A 19260-nucleotide genomic window follows, 5' to 3' on the forward strand; every position below is an offset into this window, starting at 1 on the left:
AAGCATCGCTGGCAAGCCAGCTCCCACAGGGTTCTGCAGTGCCTGTGTGGGAGCTGGCTTGCCAGCGATTGGCCGCAACGCGGTTTTACCTGATGCAAAGAAACAGCTGTGAGCAACCCGGCAGCTGTTAATCACAAGAATAAAAAGATCCGAGGTGTTGCATGTCCGAGCTGTCCAAAGCGCGCATCCCCGACGCACCCGCCATTCAGCGATTGCCCCTTTTGCAACTGATCCTGGTCGGTTTGCAACATGTTCTGCTGATGTACGGTGGTGCCATCGCGGTGCCGCTGATCATTGGACAGGCCGCTGGCCTGAGTCGTGAAGAAATTGCCTTCCTGATCAACGCCGACCTGCTGGTCGCCGGTATCGCCACCATCGTGCAATCCTTGGGGATAGGCCCGATGGGCATTCGCATGCCGGTGATGATGGGCGCCAGTTTTGCTGCAGTCGGCAGCATGGTCGCCATGGCCGGCATGCCCGGTATCGGCCTGCAAGGCATCTTCGGCGCAACGATCGCCGCCGGTTTCTTCGGCATGCTCATCGCGCCGTTCATGTCCAAGGTCGTACGCTTCTTCCCGCCGCTGGTAACCGGCACGGTCATCACCTCGATCGGTTTGTCGCTGTTCCCCGTGGCCGTGAATTGGGCCGGTGGCGGTGCAGGCGCTACGCAATTCGGTTCACCGATTTATCTGGCCATCGCCGCCCTGGTGTTGGGCACCATTCTGTTGATCCACCGCTTCATGCGCGGTTTCTGGGTCAACATCTCCGTACTGATCGGCATGTGCTTCGGCTACGTGCTGTGCGGCGTGATCGGCATGGTCGACCTGAGCGGCATGGCCAACGCGCCATGGGTTCAGTTCGTCACCCCGCTGCATTTCGGCATGCCGAAATTCGAACTCGCACCGATCCTGTCGATGTGTCTGGTGGTAGTGATCATCTTCGTTGAATCCACCGGCATGTTCCTCGCGCTGGGCAAGATCACCGGCCAGGAAGTCTGCCCGCGCATGCTGCGACGCGGCCTGCTGTGTGATGCCGGCGCCTCGTTCGTTGCCGGTTTCTTCAACACCTTCACCCACTCCTCGTTCGCGCAGAACATCGGCCTGGTGCAGATGACTGGCGTGCGCTGCCGCTCGGTGACCATCGTTGCCGGTGGCTTGCTGATCGTGTTGAGCCTGCTGCCGAAAGCCGCGTTCCTGGTGGCATCGATTCCACCGGCGGTACTCGGCGGCGCGGCGATTGCGATGTTCGGCATGGTCGCGGCGACCGGGATCAAGATTCTCCAGGAAGCCGACATCGGTGACCGTCGCAACCAGTTGCTGGTCGCGGTGAGCATCGGCATGGGCCTGATCCCGGTGGTGCGTCCGGAGTTCTTCGCGCACCTGCCACTGTGGATGAGCCCGATCACTCACAGCGGTATCGCCATGGCCACGCTCAGCGCGCTGACGCTGAACCTGCTGTTCAACATTCTCGGCGGCAAAGAGCGCGCAGCGATCAATGACTGCCACGCGCACCAGCATTAACGGAGTCACCCTGTGGGAGCGAGCTTGCTCCCACAGGGACTGTGCAACACCCTGCCTCAACAATAAAAACAAGAGGGAGCAACAGATGATTCGCACGCAAACCAACGTTCTGTTGAGTGGCGGCCTGCTGGCCGCGAGTCAAGCCATGGCCGGCGATCTCCTGCTGTGGCAGACCAACAGCCTCAGCTACCTGTACGGCAAGAATTTCGCGATCAACCCGTCGATCCAGCAAACGCTGACCTTCGAGCACGCCGACAAATGGAAGTACGGCGACAACTTCCTGTTCGTCGACAAGATCTTCTACAACGGCAAAGAAGACGCGAACAAAGGCCCCCACGCCTTCTACGGTGAATTCACCCCGCGCTTCTCCTTCGGCAAGATCTTCGACCAGAAGCTCGAGTTCGGCCCGATCAAGGACGTGCTGCTGGCGATGACTTACGAGTACGGCGAAGGCGACAGCGAGGCCTACCTGATCGGCCCCGGTTTCGACCTCAAAGTGCCCGGCTTCAACTACGTCACCCTGAACATCTTCCGCCGCCAGACCGAAGGCCCGCGCCCCGGCGACGGCGTCTGGCAGATCACTCCCGGCTGGTCGTACAGCTTTCCCCTGGGCAATTCCGATGTGCTGATCGACGGCTACCTCGACTGGGTGGTCGACAACGATGAGAACTCGCGCGGCACCTACCACGCCAACCTGCACATCAATCCGCAGATCAAATATGACCTGGGCAAAGCCTTGGGCTGGAGCCACAAGCAGCTGTATGTCGGCACCGAATACAGTTATTGGAAAAACAAATACGGCGTCGAAAGCACGCACAACTTCGACACCAACCAGAACACCGCCAGCCTGCTGGTCAAGGTGCATTTTTAAGATGGCCCGCAACCGTGCCCCATGCCTGTCGTCGGTGCTCTGTTGCGGGGCACTTGAGACCTGGCCGAGGAGTCAGTATTCTCCGCGGCCATCTGAATTCGGTCTAAAAAAAAGCCCGGATTTAATTCCTGACCGACGGGCCAACTTATCCCGGCCCCGGCCAGTACCGAGGCATCCCGAAAACGCGCGCAATCGACTGTTTTTCAGCAGCCGAACGGGCGTTTTTTTGCGTTTCGAAAGCCTTGGCTCGGCTCTTGCTAACAGCAACGAAGCTGACCGATCGGATGACTTTTTGCAGCAACGAAAAAAGGCGCCACACCAGAGCGCCGATCTTAAAAAAATAAACGTGGAACACCTACTTTGGGAGCAACCGAATGAAACGTATGTGCACCAGCCTGATGCTCGCGGGATCGATGTTGGCCGGCGGCCAGGCCATGGCCGATGGCCTGCTGCAGTGGCAGAACAACAGTCTGACCTACCTCTACGGTAAAGACTTCAAGGTCAACCCGGCGATCCAGCAGACCGTCACCTTCGAGCACGCCGATGCCTGGAAGTACGGGGACAACTTCCTGTTCGTCGACAAGATCTTCTACAACGGTGACAAGGACTTCAACAACGGTCCGAACACCTACTACGGCGAGTTCCAGCCACGCATCTCGCTGGGCAAGGTGCTCGACCAGAAGATCGAATTCGGCCCGATCAAAGACGTCCTGCTGGCGATGACCTACGAGTTCGGCGAGGGTGACACCGAGTCCTACCTGATCGGTCCTGGCTTCGACCTGGCCATCCCGGGCTTCGACTACTTCCAGCTGAACTTCTACCAGCGCCACACCGAAGGCTCGCGCCCGGGTGACAACGTCTGGCAGATCACCCCGGTCTGGTCCTACACCATCCCGGTTGGCGACTCCAACGTGCTGATCGACGGCTACATGGACTGGGTGGTCGACAACGACGTCAACAACCGTGGCGAATACCACGCCAACCTGCACTTCAACCCACAGGTCAAATACGACTTGGGCAAGGCGCTGAATTTCGGCGAGAAGCAGCTGTACGTCGGTGTTGAATACGACTACTGGAAAGACAAGTACGGGATCGACGACACCCGTGCGTTCACCACCAATCAGAACGTGACCAGCTTCCTGGTGAAGTTCCACTTCTGATGCAGGTGTAGTTGGCGTCTGTGAGGACGCCATCGCTGGCAAGCCAGCTCCCACAGAGTTTTGTGTCGCACACAATTATTGTGTTCACCCAGAAACCTGTGGGAGCTGGCTTGCCAGCGATTTGCTTCACACAAATCTCAGACTGAAACCACCGACCGGGATATACCCAAAAACCGGCACAACTCCTCACGCTTGGCCAACGCATCCCGTCGCCCCAAATCGATCAACTCGCTGCAATACCCCGCCTCGAACAACAGATAACTCAACACCCCTGCCCCACTGGTCTTGGTCGCCCCCGGCCCACGCAGAAACAAGCGCAACGCCGCCGGCAATTCCTGGCGATGCCGCGCGGCAATTTCATCGATCGGCTGACTCGGCGAAATCACCAAAACCTCTACCGGTGCCACACCCAATTCACGTGTCGGCGTGCCGGCAGGCATCAAGTGGCTGAACTGGTTGAGACGCTGCAGCAACTCGATGTCGCTCTCCAGACTGTCAATGAACGTGCTGTTGAGCAGGTGCCCGCCAATCTGCGCCAGCGTCGGCTGTTGCCCCGTGTAGGCGCGCTCCAGCGGCTGCTGCGGATCAAACCCGCGCGGGTTGCCGCTGACACCGACCACCAGCACCCGGCTCGCCCCTAAGTGCAGCGCCGGGCTGATCGGTGCCGATTGCCGCACCGCGCCGTCACCGAAATATTCATCACCGATTTTCACCGGCGCGAACAACAGCGGAATCGCCGAGCTGGCCAGCAAGTGATCCACCGACAGTTGCGTCGGCACACCAATGCGCCGATGCCGCAACCACGAGTCGATCTTGCCGCCGCCCTGATAGAACGTCACCGCTTGCCCCGACTGATAGCCGAACGCGGTCACCGCCACTGCATGCAATTGCTTGCGCGCGATGGATTCGGCGATGCCGGGCATGTGCAGTTTTTCATTGAGCAGGTCGCGCAAGGGCGAGCTGTTGAGCAGGGCGACCGGCAGATGCCGGCCCATCCCCAGCAAACTGTGGCTGACAAAACGACTGGCCTGACGAATAACCCCGGGCCAGTCACTGCGCAGCACGCGGTGGCTGCGAAAGCCTTGCCAGAACAAGGTGAGGCGTTCGATCGCGGCACGAAAGTCGGTAGCGCCGCTGGCGAGGCTGACCGCATTGATCGCCCCGGCCGAGGTGCCGACGATTACCGGAAACGGATTGTCCGCGCCCAATGGCAGCAACTCCGCAATCGCCGCCAGCACCCCCACCTGATACGCCGCCCGAGCCCCGCCGCCGGAAAGAATCAAACCTGTGACCGGTTCAGCTGGGCTCATCGCAACACTCCATGGTGCTCAAAAGGATGGGTGAATCAACCGCGTTTGGCGTACAGCTTCGGCTCGCCCGGTGGCCGGCTCTTGAAGCGGCGATGCGCCCACAGGTACTGCTCGGGACAGGCACGCAAGGCGCTCTCGACCCACTGATTGATGCGGATGCAGTCGGCCTCTTCGGTTTCGCCGGGGAAGTCTTCCAGCGGCGGATGAATCACCAAGCGATAACCGCTGCCGTCGGCCAGACGCTCTTGGGTGAACGGCACCACCAGCGCCTTGCCGAGACGAGCAAATTTGGTCGTCGCCGTCACGGTCGCCGCCTGAATGCCGAACAGCGGAACGAAGATGCTCTGTTTGGCGCCGTAGTCCTGGTCCGGTGCGTACCAGATCGCGCGACCGGAGCGCAGCAACTTGAGCATGCCGCGCACGTCATCACGCTCCACCGCCAGCGAGTCGAGGTTGTGCCGCTCGCGGCCCTGACGCTGAACGTAGTCGAACAACGGATTCTTGTGCTCGCGGTACATGCCGTCGATGGTGTGCTGCTGGCCGAGCAACGCTGCACCGATTTCCAGCGTGGTGAAATGCGCCGCCATCAGGATCACGCCTTTGCCTTCGCGCCGGGCCTTTTGCAAATGCTCCAGGCCTTCAACGTGGGCCAGTTTGGCCAGACGCTCGCGCGACCACCACCAGCTCATGGCCATTTCAAAAAAGGCGATGCCGGTGGAGGCGAAATTTTCCTTGAGCAGACGTTTGCGCTCGGCGGCGGATTTTTCCGGGAAGCACAGCTCAAGATTGCGCTTGGCAATGCGCCGCCGGTCGCCGGCCACGCGATACATCAAGGCGCCCAAAACTCGACCGATGGTCAGCAAGGCCGGATACGGTAACTGCACGATCAGCCACAAAAGCCCCAGACCGCACCAGAGCGGCCAGAAGCGTGGCGATAAAAATGCTTTTCGAAAACGCGGGCGATCCATTAAAGCTTCCGTAAATACAGTGGCCGCGCATTCTACATCGTTCGACCCGGCTTGCGGCTCGCGGGCGTTCTCGTTATAAGTCTCGGCACTTTTAGTGACAAGCCGTTGTATGCCGACATGAGCCAAACCGAACCGTTAGACCAAGATCCCGTATTCCAGCTCAAGGGCAGCATGCTGGCCATTACTGTGCTGGAACTGGCCCGTAACGACCTCGAAAGCCTCGATCGGCAATTGGCCGCCAAAGTCGCCCAGGCGCCGAACTTTTTCAGCAACGCGCCGCTGGTTCTGGCGCTGGACAAACTGCCGCCGAGCGAAGGCGCCGTCGATCTGCCGGGGCTGATGCGCGTCTGCCGTCAGCATGGCCTGCGCACTCTGGCGATTCGCGCCAGCCGCATCGAAGACATCGCCGCCGCCATTGCCATCGACATCCCGGTGCTGCCGCCGTCGGGCGCGCGTGAGCGACCGCTGGAAACACCCGAAGCCGAAGTCAAAAAGAAGCCGGAAAAGCCGCCTGAGCCGACCATCAAACCGACCCGTGTCATCACTACGCCAGTGCGTGGTGGCCAACAGATATATGCCCAGGGTGGCGATTTGGTTGTGGTGTCTTCGGTCAGTCCGGGGGCGGAACTTCTCGCCGATGGCAACATCCATGTATACGGCCCGATGCGCGGTCGGGCGCTGGCCGGCGTGAAGGGTGATACCAAGGCACGGATTTTCTGTCAGCAATTGAGCGCTGAACTGATCTCCATCGCCGGTCATTACAAGGTTTCCGAAGATTTGCGCCGCGACCCGATGTGGGGCTCAGGCGTACAGGTCAGCCTGTCGGGCGACGTGTTGAACATCATTCGGCTTTAACGGATACTGCCGCATTTTCCAAGCATCTCTAAAACGTAGCGAAAACGGCTCAAACGAAGTAGGAAAAAGGCTCAACGCCGAATTCCAGCCAAGGCTGTCCGACTGCAGTAGTTTTCAAGAGATGTTTTTCAGGGGCTAAAAAGTCCTTCTTCCTTAGGGGTGAAACACCTTGGCCAAGATTCTCGTGGTTACATCCGGCAAGGGTGGTGTGGGTAAGACCACCACCAGCGCCGCTATCGGTACCGGCCTCGCTCTGCGCGGCCACAAAACAGTGATCGTCGACTTCGACGTGGGCTTGCGTAACCTTGACCTGATCATGGGTTGCGAGCGCCGCGTGGTGTATGACTTCGTCAACGTGGTCAACGGCGAAGCCAACCTGCAACAAGCGCTGATCAAAGACAAGCGTCTGGAAAACCTCTACGTACTGGCCGCCAGTCAGACCCGCGACAAAGACGCGCTGACTGTCGAAGGCGTGGAAAAAGTCCTGATGGAGCTCAAGGAACAATTCGAGTTCGTCGTCTGCGACTCCCCGGCCGGCATCGAAAAAGGTGCGCACCTGGCCATGTACTTCGCTGATGAAGCGATCGTCGTGACCAACCCGGAAGTGTCCTCGGTACGAGATTCGGACCGCATGCTCGGCCTGCTGGCGAGCAAATCGCGTCGCGCCGAACGTGGCGAAGACCCGATCAAGGAACACCTGCTGATCACTCGCTACCATCCAGAGCGTGTTGAAAAGGGCGAAATGCTCGGCGTTGAAGACGTCAAGGAAATCCTCTCGGTCACCCTGCTCGGCGTGATCCCGGAATCGCAGGCGGTGCTCAAGGCATCCAACCAGGGCGTGCCGGTGATTCTCGACGACCAGAGCGATGCCGGTCAGGCTTACAGCGATACCGTCGACCGTTTGCTGGGCAAAGAAAAAGCCCACCGTTTCCTCGATGTCGAGAAGAAGGGATTCTTCGAGCGCCTGTTTGGAGGTAGGTAATGAACCTTTTTGACTTCTTTCGTGCCAACAAAAAGCCAAGTACCGCCTCGGTAGCGAAAGAGCGTCTACAGATCATCGTGGCGCATGAGCGCGGCCAGCGCAGCACGCCGGATTACCTGCCAGCCTTGCAGAAGGAACTGGTCGACGTGATCCGCAAGTACGTCAACATCGGCAACGACGACGTACATGTTGCACTGGAAAGCCAGGGCAGTTGCTCGATTCTGGAACTCAACATCACCCTGCCCGATCGCTGAGTCGATCCGGCAGGAACGACGGCGGTTCAGGGCCATCCCCATGCGGGAATGGCCTTGAACCGCCGTTGGCATTTGTTACGAGGCTGTTTTAATGCCGCTGTCCAACATCCACATCATCCATCAGGACGCTGCCGTACTGGTGGTGAACAAGCCGACGCTGCTGCTCTCGGTGCCCGGTCGCGCCGACGACAACAAGGACTGCCTGATTACCCGTTTGCAGGAAAACGGCTACCCGGAAGCGCGCATCGTCCATCGTCTGGACTGGGAAACCTCCGGCATCATTCTGCTGGCCCGCGACGCCGACACGCATCGCGAACTGTCGCGGCAGTTTCACGACCGCGAAACCGAAAAGGCCTACACCGCGTTGGCCTGGGGTCAGCCGGAACTGGACAGCGGCAGCATCGATTTACCGCTGCGTTACGACCCGCCGACCAAACCGCGCCACGTCGTCGACCACGAATTCGGCAAACACGCGCTGACCTTCTGGCGTGTGCTGGAGCGTTGCGGTGATTGGTGTCGCGTCGAGCTGACGCCGATTACCGGTCGTTCGCACCAGCTGCGCGTGCACATGCTGTCGATCGGGCATCCGCTGCTCGGCGACGGGCTCTACGCCCACGAACAGGCGCTGGCGGCATGGCCACGCCTGTGCCTGCACGCGAGCATGCTCAGCTTCACCCACCCGCAAACCGGCGAACGCCTGCGCTTCGAGTGCCCTGCACCGTTCTGACAGACAACACTGCCCCCCTGTGGGAGCGAGCTTGCTCGCGAAAGCGGTATCACATTCAGCATTGATGTTGACTGATCAATCGCTTTCGCGAGCAAGCTCGCTCCCACAGGGGATCCGGTGCAGATTCAATTCCCCGGTCAATGCGTTAAACTCCCGCCCATTGCTGTCTGGAGTTTCTTATGCGCGAAGAGTTGAACCAAGGCCTGATCGACTTCCTCAAGGCCTCCCCTACCCCGTTCCACGCCACTGCCAGTCTGGTGCAGCGTCTGGAGGCCGCCGGTTTCGTGCGCCTCGACGAGCGCGAGCCATGGACCACCGAGCCAAACGGCCGTTATTACGTCACCCGTAACGACTCCTCGATCGTCGCGATCAAAATGGGCCGCACCTCGCCGCTGCATGGCGGTATCCGCCTGGTCGGTGCGCACACCGACAGCCCGTGCCTGCGGGTCAAGCCGCAACCGGAACTGCAGCGTCAGGGTTTCTGGCAACTGGGCGTTGAAGTCTACGGCGGCGCGCTGCTGGCACCGTGGTTCGACCGCGATCTGTCGCTGGCCGGCCGCGTAACCTTCCGCCGCGACGGCAAGGTCGAAAGCCAGTTGATCGACTTCAAGGCACCGATCGCGATCATTCCCAACCTGGCCATTCACCTCAACCGTGAAGCCAATCAGGGCTGGGCGATCAACGCGCAGACCGAACTGCCGCCGATCCTCGCGCAATTCGCCGGTGACGAACGCGTTGATTTCCGCGCCGTGCTCACCGATCAACTGGCTCGCGAACATGGCTTGAACGCCGACGTGGTGCTCGACTACGAGCTGAGCTTCTACGACACGCAAAGCGCTGCTGTTATTGGCCTGAACGGCGACTTCATTGCCGGCGCGCGCCTCGACAACCTGCTGTCGTGCTACGCCGGCCTGCAAGCCTTGCTCACCGCCGAAACCGACGAAACCTGCGTGCTGGTGTGCAACGACCACGAAGAAGTCGGTTCCTGCTCGGCCTGCGGCGCCGATGGCCCGATGCTCGAACAAACCCTGCGCCGCCTGCTGCCGGAAGGTGACGAGTTCGTCCGCACCATCCAGAAATCCCTGCTGGTCTCGGCCGACAACGCCCACGGCGTGCACCCCAACTACGCAGAAAAGCACGACGCCAATCACGGCCCGAAACTCAACGCCGGCCCGGTGATCAAGGTCAACAGCAACCAGCGCTACGCCACCAACAGCGAAACCGCCGGCTTCTTCCGCCATCTGTGCATGGCCGAAGAAGTGCCGGTGCAAAGCTTTGTGGTGCGCAGCGACATGGGTTGCGGCTCGACCATCGGCCCGATCACCGCCAGCCATCTCGGCGTGCGCACCGTCGATATCGGCCTGCCGACCTTCGCCATGCATTCGATCCGTGAACTGTGCGGCAGCCACGACCTGGCGCATCTGGTCAAAGTGCTGAGCGCGTTTTACGCCTGCCGCGAGTTGCCGTAACAACGCGGGACCACCTGGTCCCTGTAGGAGCTGCCGAAGGCTGCGATCTTTTGATGTTGTTTTGAAGATCAAAAGATCGCAGCCTTCGGCAGCTCCTACACACAAAGCCGCCTAGACTTACATCATTCATTTCGACAAGGCAGTCTCCATGATCTCGATGTCTTCATTCCACGCCATGCTCGTGCCGATCCTTACCGGGATGATCCTGCTGGCCATCGGCTTCAACTTCCGTGACAAGAACGCTGGCGTCTTCGCCATGTGGATCGGCATGCTGATGATCCTCGCCACCGTGATCTACAAGATCCTCGCCAAACTCAACGAATAAATCCGCGCCCGGCTCGCATTGCTTTGGTGGGCCTCGTACACTCCAGCGAATCCGCCCCTTGCGAGGTTGACCGCCTAGTGTTCGCTCGTCTTTTTGCTTTGCCCAGTCTGTTCCTCGTCTGCCTGATGACGCTGCTGCCGCTGGCGCCCGCCCACGCGGTCGGGTTGCCCGGGCTGCTCAACACCAACAAAGCCCAGCCCGAAGCCCAGGAACCGCTCGGCCAGTCCCTCGACGAAGTCATCAAGTCGCTGGAAAACGACAAGCAACGCGCCCAACTGCTGACCGATCTGAAGAAGCTGCGCGACGCCACCAAAAAAGCCCAGGCCAACCCCGAAGAAGGCGTGCTCGGCCTGATCGGCGGCACCCTCGCCAACTTCGAAAAACAATTCACCGGCGCCGACAGCCCGCTCAATCGCTGGGGCAACGAGTTCGACCTGGCCAAGGACGAACTGAGCGCGATGATGTTGCCCGCCAATGAGTGGCTGCCGATCATCTTTGGCTTCGCCGTGATCCTGATGGTCTGGAGCCTGCTCGCCGCCGCGCTGATCTGGCTCGGGCATCGGGTGCGCATGCGCTTCGGCCTCACCGAAGAACTGCCGCAACACCCCAGGGCCCTCGACATGCTGCGTTTTGCGCTGCGCAAGCTCGGGCCGTGGCTGATCGCATTGGTGATGACCGTCTACATGAGCTACGCGCTGCCGTCGTCATTGGGCAAAAGCCTGGCGATGGTGCTGGCTTATGCGCTGGTGGTCGGCACCTGCTTCTCGGCGATCTGCGTGATCGCGTTTTCCCTGCTCGACGGCCCGCACCGCCATCGCGCGTTGTACATATTGCGTCATCAGGCGTTTCGGCCGTTGTGGCTGATCGGCAGCTTCGCCGCGTTCGGTGAAGCGCTGAATGATCCACGCCTGATCGAAAGTCTGGGCGTGCACCTGGCGCACACCGCCGCGACCGTCGCCAATGTGCTCGCGGCAATCTCGACCGGCCTGTTCATCCTGCGTTTCCGCCGGCCGATCGCGCACCTGATCCGCAACCAGCCGCTGTCGCGACGCCTGACCCGCCGCGCCCTCAGCGACACCATCGAAATTCTCGGGACCTTCTGGTACGTGCCGGCGCTGGTGCTGGTCGGCATCTCGCTGTTCGCCACCTTCGTTTCCGCTGGCGACACCAGCACCGCACTGCGCCAGTCGCTGATCTGCACCGTGCTGCTGGTGATGTGCATGGTGATCAACGGCCTCGTCCGCCGCCATTCCCTGAAACCGCAACGCGGGCCGAAACGCCATGCGCTCTATTCCGAACGTCTGAAAAGCTTCTTCTATACCCTCGCGCACCTGGTGGTCTGGCTGGTCTTTATCGAACTCGGCCTGCGCGTGTGGGGCCAGTCGCTGATCGGTTTCGCCGAGGGCGAAGGGCATGACGTCAGCGTCAAACTGTTCAGCCTGATCGGCACACTGATTTTCTCCTGGCTGATCTGGATCCTCGCCGACACCGCCGTGCACCACGCCCTCACCCGCTCGCGCAAAGGCCTGGCGAATGCCCGTGCGCAAACGATGATGCCGCTGATCCGCAACGTGCTGTTCGTGGCGATTTTCATCATCGCGCTGATCGTCGCCCTGGCGAACATGGGCATGAACGTCACGCCACTGCTGGCCGGTGCCGGTGTGATCGGTCTGGCCATCGGTTTCGGTGCACAGTCGCTGGTTGCGGACTTGATCACCGGCCTGTTCATCATCATCGAAGACTCACTGGCCATCGATGACTACGTGGACGTCGGCGGCCACCTCGGCACCGTCGAAGGCCTGACCATCCGCACGGTGCGCCTGCGCGACATCGACGGCATCGTCCACACCATCCCGTTCAGCGAAATCAAAAGCATCAAGAACTACTCCCGCGAATTCGGCTACGCGATCTTCCGCGTCGCGGTGCCGTACAACATGGAAATCGACGACGCGATCAAACTGATGCGCGAAGTCGGGCAGAAGATGCGCACCGATCCGCTGCAGCGACGCAACATCTGGTCGCCGCTGGAGATTCAGGGTGTCGAGAGTTTCGAATCCGGCAGCGCGATTCTGCGCGCGCGGTTCAAGACTGCGCCGATCAAACAGTGGGAAGTTTCGCGGGCCTTCAACCTGTCGCTCAAACGGCATCTCGACGAAGCCGGACTGGATCTGGCAACGCCGAGAATGAGTGTGCAGGTGATCACACCGGGTGCGGAGTATAAGAAGGAGAACTGAACCCGAATGTGCCCCCCTATTGGCAGGCAGTGCCAATAGGGGGGTATTTTTATTGATCTTTGAAACCGGGTTTACCGTTAGCGGAGCGCCATTTTTTCACCTCCAAGACAACATTTTCAGGCCCATCCTTGCCTTCCTCTGGGTAGTAAATCAAATCGTGACCAGAAGGATGTTCAACTAGCCTGGAGAACTCAAGAATGGCAGTAATTTGCTGTTTCTCTGTAGCAAACCCGGAATTATATATTTTCTTGACAAACTCAAGAAAATCTTCCTCTCTCATATCCTGTATCGATTTCATTTCAAAGCCCTTTATGAATTTCAACATGTGCCTTCGGGGTAACGATATTTATGTTGTCAGCATTATATAAATCCCCTCCCTCTGCCAAGCCGACCTTGTGATGTAGTTCGTATTTCACTCTTGCCCCTGCTGTATCGCCAAATCTAACTATCGGGGCTTTGCCCTTTTTCATTTCGTTCAAACTTGTCGCATTAAACAAATCAGCCAACTTTCCATCATTGAAAACAGTCTTCCAGAACGTCTCTCTAAAAACCCTGAAACTCTTGAACTCTTTCCCCCTCAACTGATCGGCAATCTGCGAAGGAATCGCCGCGCCCTCGCCTTGCGCAGCCGCCTCCAGCCATCTACTCGGTACCGGCTCTCCATAGCCGCTGGCAACCCCCGGATCATTCCGGCGATCCCGGAACATGACGTACTGCGGTGGCAGTCCCGATTCCGGCGGGAAAACCAGAATGAAGTCGTCGAAGTGAATGTTGCCCGGGACAGGATAGGTATCGATCCGTCCTTCAATCGGGACGAGATTGCCGCCGAAGTATCGCGGTGGAGCTGATTCTTCGACGGGCAACTGCGTTGAACTGTCAGTCGGCGTTACTGAAGGCGTCCAGACCACGGTTGTTGGCGGAAGGTCAGTAAGCGTGGTGCCGTAGGTGTTTTCCCCGGGGTTATAACCGGCTGCAATCACCCGTACGCCGGAAGGGAGTCTTTTACCGCCGACCGGAACAACCAGCAGTTCCACCAGATTGCTTGTCAATGGCCGGGGACTTAAACGTACGGGTAAATCCAGCAACGCCCTTTCGCTTGCCAGCCTGTGCAGATCCGGTAAAGGCCCGGGTAGCAAGTCCGACAACGGATGGCTGAGCACGAAGCGCTCGGGCAACTCACCATTGCCCAGCGTCGGTGAGTAGATGAACGCACTCACACCCACCATCAGACCCGACGCCGTGCCTGCAGCGAGACCCGACAGGCCGGCAACCGCCGAGCGAATGACGGCAGCTAATCCAGCCATCAGATTGTCGGCAATGGCCACTGCGCCACTGGATGTCGCAAAAACCAACTGGGCGTTGGCGACATTGCCCTGAAGGCGCAAGGGAACGCCATGACCCAGACCTGGGCGCTGGTCTTCAATCGAGCGATTGGCCTGTTCGGCATCCTCCAGTCGGCGCTTTTCCTCTGCGAGCCGGCGTGCTTCAGCTTCTGCCTCAAGCGTTGCCCGCTCCTCGGCGAGCTTTCGCTCCCGGGCTTGCGCCGCCAAACGGGCTTGCTCTTCCGCCAGTCGCTTGATTTCATTGGCGGCGGCAATACGCGCTAACTCTTCCGCCATACGGCGCGCTTGATCCTGCGCAGCACGGGCCTGTTCCTCAGCAACCTGCCGAGCATGTTCCGCCGCCAATCGCGCCTGCTCTTGGGCAATCCGCTCAGCCTCTTGCGCTTGTACGACGGCAACAACTTCCCTGAGTCTTGCGGACTGGGTGTTCAGCAACCCGATGCCTTCAACCAGCAACTTGGCGTTAAACAGCGCACTGTAGGCTTGCAACACAGTGACGCCGGAGTTTCGCCGATTCACCTGTGGCAAGCGGCCGCTATTATAAAACCGTTCAACTTGCGCCTGACCGAATTGCTGGATGGCAACATCCTGTGTCGACAACAAAGCCGTGTACTTGCGGACGATCAGCGAATCTCTAAAGCGCAACTCTCTCGCCAAGGCCTCCAGCGGAGGGAGTGGAATTGAATCGCCTCCGTTTCTGACGTGCACAAGTTCAACTTCAAGTACTTGTGCCAGGTTTCCGGAAACCGACTTGTAAGCATTTTCCAAATCCAGAATTTCACCCAGCGGGGCGAAATCAACATTTCGCCCCGAACCATCCCCCTGCCCTAAATAATGTAAATATTCATCTTGTTTATCCGGACGCACAACAATCGGCGGGAGCGTTATTCCATTACGCTGCATTTATAAATCCTCCATGGACAATAGTTTTCGTCGCGCTGGCCGGCCACCCTCAAACAGCCAATAACGTGACCGGCATCTGGAGAAATTTATGGAAATAAATGTTGTGCGGTGCGGTACATAGTTATCGCCCGCGTTTTATCTGTCACGCCGGACGAAACTGATAAAGCGGTAGGACGTTTCTCTACTACTCTTTTTCTTCAGCAACTTTGGAAGGTAGCGCAGCGCTTCAATCACCCAAGAGCACTTACCTGCTGGGCGTTTGTCACAGACAGGGAAGCCAAGAACAATAAACAAGGAGAAACCCGATGCAGCTGACACGCATTGCCCAAGCCGTTTTCATTACCCTGCTCGCTGGTCACGCCGGTGCTGCCACGCTGGACAGCACCCGCAGCACAATCGCCGAACAGGCGCAAAAGCTTGAGCCCGAACTGCTGGAAACCCGCCGCGACATCCACGCCCACCCGGAACTCGGCAACACCGAAAAACGCACCGCCGAGCTGGTCGCCAAACAACTCAAAGCCATGGGCCTGGACGTCAAAACCGGCGTCGCCCGTACCGGCGTGGTTGCCGTCCTCAAAGGCGCCCTGCCCGGCCCGACCGTGGCCCTGCGCGCCGACATGGACGCACTGCCGGTCAAGGAAGTCTCCGACCTGCCCTTCGCCTCAAAAGCCAAAGGCACTTATCTCGACAAAGAAGTCGACGTCATGCACGCCTGCGGCCACGACGCCCACACCGCGATCCTGCTCAGCACGGCGAAAATTCTCACGGGCATGCGCGACACCTTGCCCGGCACCGTGGTGTTCTACTTCCAGCCCGCCGAAGAAGGCCCAAGCGACTTCATCCCCGACGGCAAAAACACCTGGGGCGCAAAAATGATGGTCGAGGAAGGCGTGATGAAATCACCCAAACCCGACGCCGTGTTCGGCCTGCACGTCTGGGCCGGCGTCCCCGCCGGCCAAATCGCCTACCGCCCAGGCGCCACCCTCGCCAGCTCCGACGACCTGCGCATCAAAATCCTCGGCAAACAAACCCATGCCGGCCGCCCGTGGGACGGCATCGACCCGATCACCGTCGGCGCACAAACCATCGTCGGCCTGCAAACCGTGGTCAGCCGCCGCACCGACATCTCGTCTTATCCATCAGTGGTCAGCATCGGCACCATCAACGGCGGCACGCGCTACAACATCATTCCTGAATCGGTCGACATGACCGGCACGATCCGCTCCTATGACTACGGCATCCGCCAGAAACTGCATGCCGACGTCCGCCAGACCGTGGAAAAAATCGCCGAAAGTGGCGGTGCAAAAGCCGACGTGACCATCATCGAAAAATACGACCCGACGATTAACAACCCAGCGCTCACCGAAAAAATGCTGCCGACCTTGAAGTGGGCGGCCAAGGATGATGTGGTGAATGCACCGCTGGTGGGCGGCGCGGAAGACTTTTCGTTCTATGCCAAGGAAGTGCCGGGGTTGTTTGTGTTTCTCGGCGTGACGCCGCGGGATCAGGACATGAGCAAGGCTGCGCCGAATCACAATCCGGGGTTCTTTGTGGATGAGTCGGCGCTGGTGGTCGGGGTGAGGACAATGGCGTCGTTGGCGACGGATTATTTGTACGCCAATGCCGGGGCGGGCAAGTAGGGTTGAGGTGACTGTGGAAGCGCTTTCGCGAGCAGGCTCGCTAGCACATTTGGACCGTGTGCAGCCTGTCAGAAACAGGTCGGCTGTCAGGCCGCCATCGCTGGCAAGCCAGCTCCCACAGGGATTGAATTCACCGTTAGATATTCGTATCGCTTCTGCTTTTCACCACTCAACACAATGAGCGCAAGCTCGAGTACCGCTCTTGATCTTGATCCACGGGCGACGTCGGAAGGCTGAGTGGAGGGATTGATCCGGGGGTGGGAGCGCAGCGACCGTTTGGCGCAGCCAAACACAGCGAGAGGAGGTGCAGCGAAGCAAACCGTAGGCGCTGCGCCCGGACCGATCCCGCAGCGAAGGAACCCCGAGCCCCAGCGAGCGGGCCGCACGCAGGAGCAAAGCCTTTTCGGTTACCTTTTCGGCGTTTGGAAAAGGTGACTCGCCGTAAGGGCGAAACCCTAAGCCGCCGTTACCGCAGCAACGGATATACCCCCAAAACGCTCAAACCACATCAACCCCAACGTGAATCGCATCATGCCGCCAAAACTCCAGATCACAATCAATCAACCGCCCATGCTGATCATAATTAACCCGCGCAATCCGCAACCCCGGGCTCCCCACCGACACCCGCAAAGCCGCCGCCGCATCCACCGACAGTGACGTCGGCACAATCTCGAAGCGCACCCGCCCATAGTGCAAATCGTAATGCCGCGCATACAACTCGGTAATCGACTGATTCAAATCAAACTCAAGAATCCCGGGAAAAAACTGCGGATTCAGATAGTGCTCCACATACAACACCAACCGCCCATCAATGCGCCGCGCCCGGCAAATCTGAATCACGCTCGACAACGCCGGCAACTGCAACCACGCACACACCGCCGCCGACGCCGGCTGCAACCGCGCCGAAATCACCTCGGTCGACGGCACCCGCCCTTGCGCACTGACCATCGCGTGAAAGTGACTGCGCTGCATCAGGTTATAGGCCAGACGCGGCGGCGACACGAACCAGCCACGCCGTTCCTCGCGATAGATCTGACCCTGCGCCTCCAGTTGCAGCAATGCCTCTCGCACAGTAATCCGCGTGGTGCCAAACAACTCACTGAGCTTGCGCTCGGCCGGCAACTTGCTGCCCGCCGCCAGCAAGCCGTGATCGAGTTGCTCCTGCAACACCTGGCCAATGGCTGTCACCGCTTTTGTTGCCTCATCGCGCATCAACGTTACCTATCTGGACTAGACCAGCACTGTTTCGGGGCAAAACCGCACGGCGTTCGAGCCGTTTGCTGATGTTGCAAGCCTAGGCAGTGCAGATGACCGAGAGATGACAAAACTACCGAACGGTCGTCCTCATGACTTGCAATACATCGGCCAATTCCTTGCCCTGCGGGGCTTTGGCCATGGTCTACGCTTACTTGGCAGCCGCCGATAGCGGGCAAATAAAAGGCCTGCCGCAAGGCCGCCGACATCAAAGTGTCATCCAGCCCCCTTAAATTGGCTCAGGTATTGCTGACCTAGACCAACAACCACCGCAATCGCAGCGTTGAACACGACCAAGGAGCTTCGGAATGAAACAGCTTTTCCTGGCAACACTGTTAGGCTCGACCATTGCAATGTGCACCTCGGCCATGGCCGCCGGCACCGATCTGAAAACCCTCGAAGCCGCTGCGAAAGCGGAAGGCGCCGTCAACAGCGTCGGCATGCCCGATGACTGGGCCAACTGGAAAGGCACCTGGGAAGACCTGGCCAAGACCTACGGCCTGAAGCACATCGACACCGACATGAGCTCGGCCCAGGAAATCGCCAAGTTCGCCGCCGAAAAAGACAACGCCACCGCCGACATTGGCGACGTCGGTGCCGCCTTCGGCCCGATCGCGGTCAAGCAAGGCGTGGTGCAACCGTACAAGCCAAGCACCTGGGACCAGGTCCCGGACTGGGCCAAGGACAAGGACGGCAACTGGGCACTGGCCTACACCGGCACCATCGCCTTCATCGTCAACAAGAAGCTGCTGCACGGCTCCGAAGTACCGACCAAATGGGCTGACCTCAAGGGCGGCAAATACAAGGTCTCCATCGGTGACGTGAGCACCGCCGCCCAAGCTGCCAACGGTGTTCTGGCTGCCGCACTGGCCAACGGTGGCGATGAGAAAAACATCAAGCCTGCCCTGCTGCTGTTCGCCGACATCGCCAAACAAGGTCGCCTGTCGATGGCCAACCCGACCATCGCCACCATGGAAAAAGGCGAGATCGAAGTGGGTGTGGTCTGGGACTTCAACGGTCTGAGCTACAAGGCCAAGATGGCCAACCCGGATGACTACGTAGTGCTGATCCCGTCCGACGGTTCGGTAATTTCCGGCTACACCACGATCATCAACAAATACGCAAAAAACCCTAACGCCGCCAAGCTGACCCGCGAATACATCTTCAGCGACGCCGGCCAGACCAACCTCGCTCGCGGCAATGCACGTCCAATCCGCGCCGAGCACCTGCAACTGCCGGAAGACGTGAAGGCCAAACTGCTGCCGAACGAGCAGTACAAAAAGGTCACTCCGATCAAAGACGCCGATGCGTGGGAAAAAACTTCCAAAGCGCTGCCGCAGGCGTGGAACGAAGAAGTCATCGTCGAGATGAAGTAATCCTTCATCTGTAGGAGCTGCCGCAGGCTGCGATCTTTTGATCTTGCCCTTTAAGAGCAACATCAAAAG

The 19260-nt window shown here is 59.3% G+C and carries 17 protein-coding genes; 12 read left to right on the top strand and 5 right to left on the bottom strand.

Annotated elements, in window-relative coordinates:
• Positions 1-161 precede the first annotated feature (161 nt).
• The 3 genes from WA225_RS07575 (at position 162) to WA225_RS07585 (ending at position 3551) form a co-directional block, all read left to right on the top strand.
• Complete coding sequence (locus tag WA225_RS07575) at positions 162-1520, top strand: nucleobase:cation symporter-2 family protein (RefSeq protein ID WP_422607463.1); 1359 nt, start codon at positions 162-164, stop codon at positions 1518-1520.
• An 85-nt stretch (positions 1521-1605) separates the two neighbouring features.
• Entirely contained in the window at positions 1606-2391 is a 786-nt protein-coding gene (locus WA225_RS07580) for an outer membrane protein OmpK (protein ID WP_242209778.1), read from the top strand.
• Positions 2392-2765: 374 nt separating this feature from the next.
• Entirely contained in the window at positions 2766-3551 is a 786-nt protein-coding gene (locus tag WA225_RS07585; protein WP_129391263.1) for an outer membrane protein OmpK, read from the top strand.
• 137 nt (positions 3552-3688) lie between these two features.
• Here the strand turns inward: WA225_RS07585 and WA225_RS07590 are convergent, their stop codons facing one another.
• Both WA225_RS07590 and WA225_RS07595 read right to left on the bottom strand, forming a co-directional pair.
• Entirely contained in the window at positions 3689-4861 is a 1173-nt protein-coding gene (locus WA225_RS07590; protein ID WP_422607464.1) for a patatin-like phospholipase family protein, read from the bottom strand.
• Positions 4862-4896: 35 nt separating this feature from the next.
• Positions 4897-5829: a lipid A biosynthesis lauroyl acyltransferase gene (locus WA225_RS07595; RefSeq protein WP_016982867.1), complete on the bottom strand. Its 933-nt coding sequence runs from the start codon at positions 5827-5829 to the stop codon at positions 4897-4899.
• A 117-nt stretch (positions 5830-5946) separates the two neighbouring features.
• On the opposite strand from WA225_RS07595, the gene minC reads away from it, so the two are divergent.
• The 7 genes from minC (at position 5947) to WA225_RS07630 (ending at position 12675) form a co-directional block, all read left to right on the top strand.
• The gene (gene minC, locus WA225_RS07600; protein WP_038367080.1) at positions 5947-6684 is read left to right on the top strand and encodes a septum site-determining protein MinC; all 738 of its coding nucleotides are present in this window, start codon (positions 5947-5949) and stop codon (positions 6682-6684) included.
• A 169-nt stretch (positions 6685-6853) separates the two neighbouring features.
• Entirely contained in the window at positions 6854-7666 is an 813-nt protein-coding gene (minD, locus tag WA225_RS07605; protein WP_007913953.1) for a septum site-determining protein MinD, read from the top strand.
• Positions 7666-7920 (top strand): cell division topological specificity factor MinE, encoded by a 255-nt coding sequence (gene minE / locus WA225_RS07610; RefSeq protein ID WP_003223146.1) that lies wholly within the window; start codon positions 7666-7668, stop codon positions 7918-7920. Before minD ends, minE begins: the two co-directional genes overlap by 1 nt.
• 91 nt (positions 7921-8011) lie before the next feature.
• Positions 8012-8647 (top strand): RluA family pseudouridine synthase, encoded by a 636-nt coding sequence (locus WA225_RS07615; protein ID WP_034151766.1) that lies wholly within the window; start codon positions 8012-8014, stop codon positions 8645-8647.
• A 179-nt stretch (positions 8648-8826) separates the two neighbouring features.
• On the top strand, positions 8827-10116 hold the full coding sequence (locus tag WA225_RS07620; RefSeq protein ID WP_007919200.1) for a M18 family aminopeptidase: 1290 nt from the start codon (positions 8827-8829) through the stop codon (positions 10114-10116).
• Between the two features lie 148 nt (positions 10117-10264).
• A complete protein-coding gene (locus tag WA225_RS07625) occupies positions 10265-10441 on the top strand; it encodes a hypothetical protein (protein ID WP_164979415.1) in 177 nt (58 codons plus the stop codon).
• 77 nt (positions 10442-10518) lie between these two features.
• On the top strand, positions 10519-12675 hold the full coding sequence (locus WA225_RS07630; protein ID WP_422607465.1) for a mechanosensitive ion channel family protein: 2157 nt from the start codon (positions 10519-10521) through the stop codon (positions 12673-12675).
• A gap of 49 nt (positions 12676-12724) precedes the next feature.
• Here WA225_RS07630 and WA225_RS07635 read toward each other — a convergent pair whose 3' ends face one another.
• Together WA225_RS07635 and WA225_RS07640 are read right to left on the bottom strand one after the other, a co-directional pair.
• Positions 12725-12973: a bacteriocin immunity protein gene (locus WA225_RS07635; RefSeq protein WP_422607466.1), complete on the bottom strand. Its 249-nt coding sequence runs from the start codon at positions 12971-12973 to the stop codon at positions 12725-12727.
• Position 12974: 1 nt separating this feature from the next.
• On the bottom strand, positions 12975-14921 hold the full coding sequence (locus WA225_RS07640; RefSeq protein WP_422607467.1) for an S-type pyocin domain-containing protein: 1947 nt from the start codon (positions 14919-14921) through the stop codon (positions 12975-12977).
• Between the two features lie 305 nt (positions 14922-15226).
• On the opposite strand from WA225_RS07640, the gene WA225_RS07645 reads away from it, so the two are divergent.
• Complete coding sequence (locus WA225_RS07645) at positions 15227-16561, top strand: amidohydrolase (RefSeq protein ID WP_422607468.1); 1335 nt, start codon at positions 15227-15229, stop codon at positions 16559-16561.
• Between the two features lie 498 nt (positions 16562-17059).
• On the opposite strand, the gene WA225_RS07650 is transcribed toward WA225_RS07645, so the two are convergent.
• Entirely contained in the window at positions 17060-17773 is a 714-nt protein-coding gene (locus WA225_RS07650; RefSeq protein WP_422607469.1) for a UTRA domain-containing protein, read from the bottom strand.
• Positions 17774-18123: 350 nt separating this feature from the next.
• Here WA225_RS07650 and WA225_RS07655 point away from each other — a divergent pair, with 350 nt between their 5' ends.
• A complete protein-coding gene (locus tag WA225_RS07655) occupies positions 18124-19191 on the top strand; it encodes an ABC transporter substrate-binding protein (RefSeq protein ID WP_093441622.1) in 1068 nt (355 codons plus the stop codon).
• The last annotated feature ends 69 nt before the right edge of the window (positions 19192-19260 follow it).

Source organism: Pseudomonas sp. (assembly GCF_049300855.1).
Taxonomy (GTDB): Bacteria; Pseudomonadota; Gammaproteobacteria; order Pseudomonadales; family Pseudomonadaceae; genus Aquipseudomonas.

Excerpts from the sequence above, each read along its gene's own strand:
- WA225_RS07575 (WP_422607463.1), top strand. The coding sequence starts at position 162 with ATGTCCGAGCTGTCCAAAGCGCGCATCCCCGACGCACCCGCCATTCAG.
- WA225_RS07580 (WP_242209778.1), top strand. The coding sequence starts at position 1,606 with ATGATTCGCACGCAAACCAACGTTCTGTTGAGTGGCGGCCTGCTGGCC.
- WA225_RS07585 (WP_129391263.1), top strand. The coding sequence starts at position 2,766 with ATGAAACGTATGTGCACCAGCCTGATGCTCGCGGGATCGATGTTGGCC.
- WA225_RS07590 (WP_422607464.1), bottom strand. The coding sequence starts at position 4,861 with ATGAGCCCAGCTGAACCGGTCACAGGTTTGATTCTTTCCGGCGGCGGG.
- WA225_RS07595 (WP_016982867.1), bottom strand. The coding sequence starts at position 5,829 with ATGGATCGCCCGCGTTTTCGAAAAGCATTTTTATCGCCACGCTTCTGG.
- minC (WP_038367080.1), top strand. The coding sequence starts at position 5,947 with ATGAGCCAAACCGAACCGTTAGACCAAGATCCCGTATTCCAGCTCAAG.
- minE (WP_003223146.1), top strand. The coding sequence starts at position 7,666 with ATGAACCTTTTTGACTTCTTTCGTGCCAACAAAAAGCCAAGTACCGCC.
- WA225_RS07615 (WP_034151766.1), top strand. The coding sequence starts at position 8,012 with ATGCCGCTGTCCAACATCCACATCATCCATCAGGACGCTGCCGTACTG.
- WA225_RS07620 (WP_007919200.1), top strand. The coding sequence starts at position 8,827 with ATGCGCGAAGAGTTGAACCAAGGCCTGATCGACTTCCTCAAGGCCTCC.
- WA225_RS07625 (WP_164979415.1), top strand. The coding sequence starts at position 10,265 with ATGATCTCGATGTCTTCATTCCACGCCATGCTCGTGCCGATCCTTACC.
- WA225_RS07635 (WP_422607466.1), bottom strand. The coding sequence starts at position 12,973 with ATGAAATCGATACAGGATATGAGAGAGGAAGATTTTCTTGAGTTTGTC.
- WA225_RS07640 (WP_422607467.1), bottom strand. The coding sequence starts at position 14,921 with ATGCAGCGTAATGGAATAACGCTCCCGCCGATTGTTGTGCGTCCGGAT.
- WA225_RS07645 (WP_422607468.1), top strand. The coding sequence starts at position 15,227 with ATGCAGCTGACACGCATTGCCCAAGCCGTTTTCATTACCCTGCTCGCT.
- WA225_RS07650 (WP_422607469.1), bottom strand. The coding sequence starts at position 17,773 with ATGCGCGATGAGGCAACAAAAGCGGTGACAGCCATTGGCCAGGTGTTG.
- WA225_RS07655 (WP_093441622.1), top strand. The coding sequence starts at position 18,124 with ATGAAACAGCTTTTCCTGGCAACACTGTTAGGCTCGACCATTGCAATG.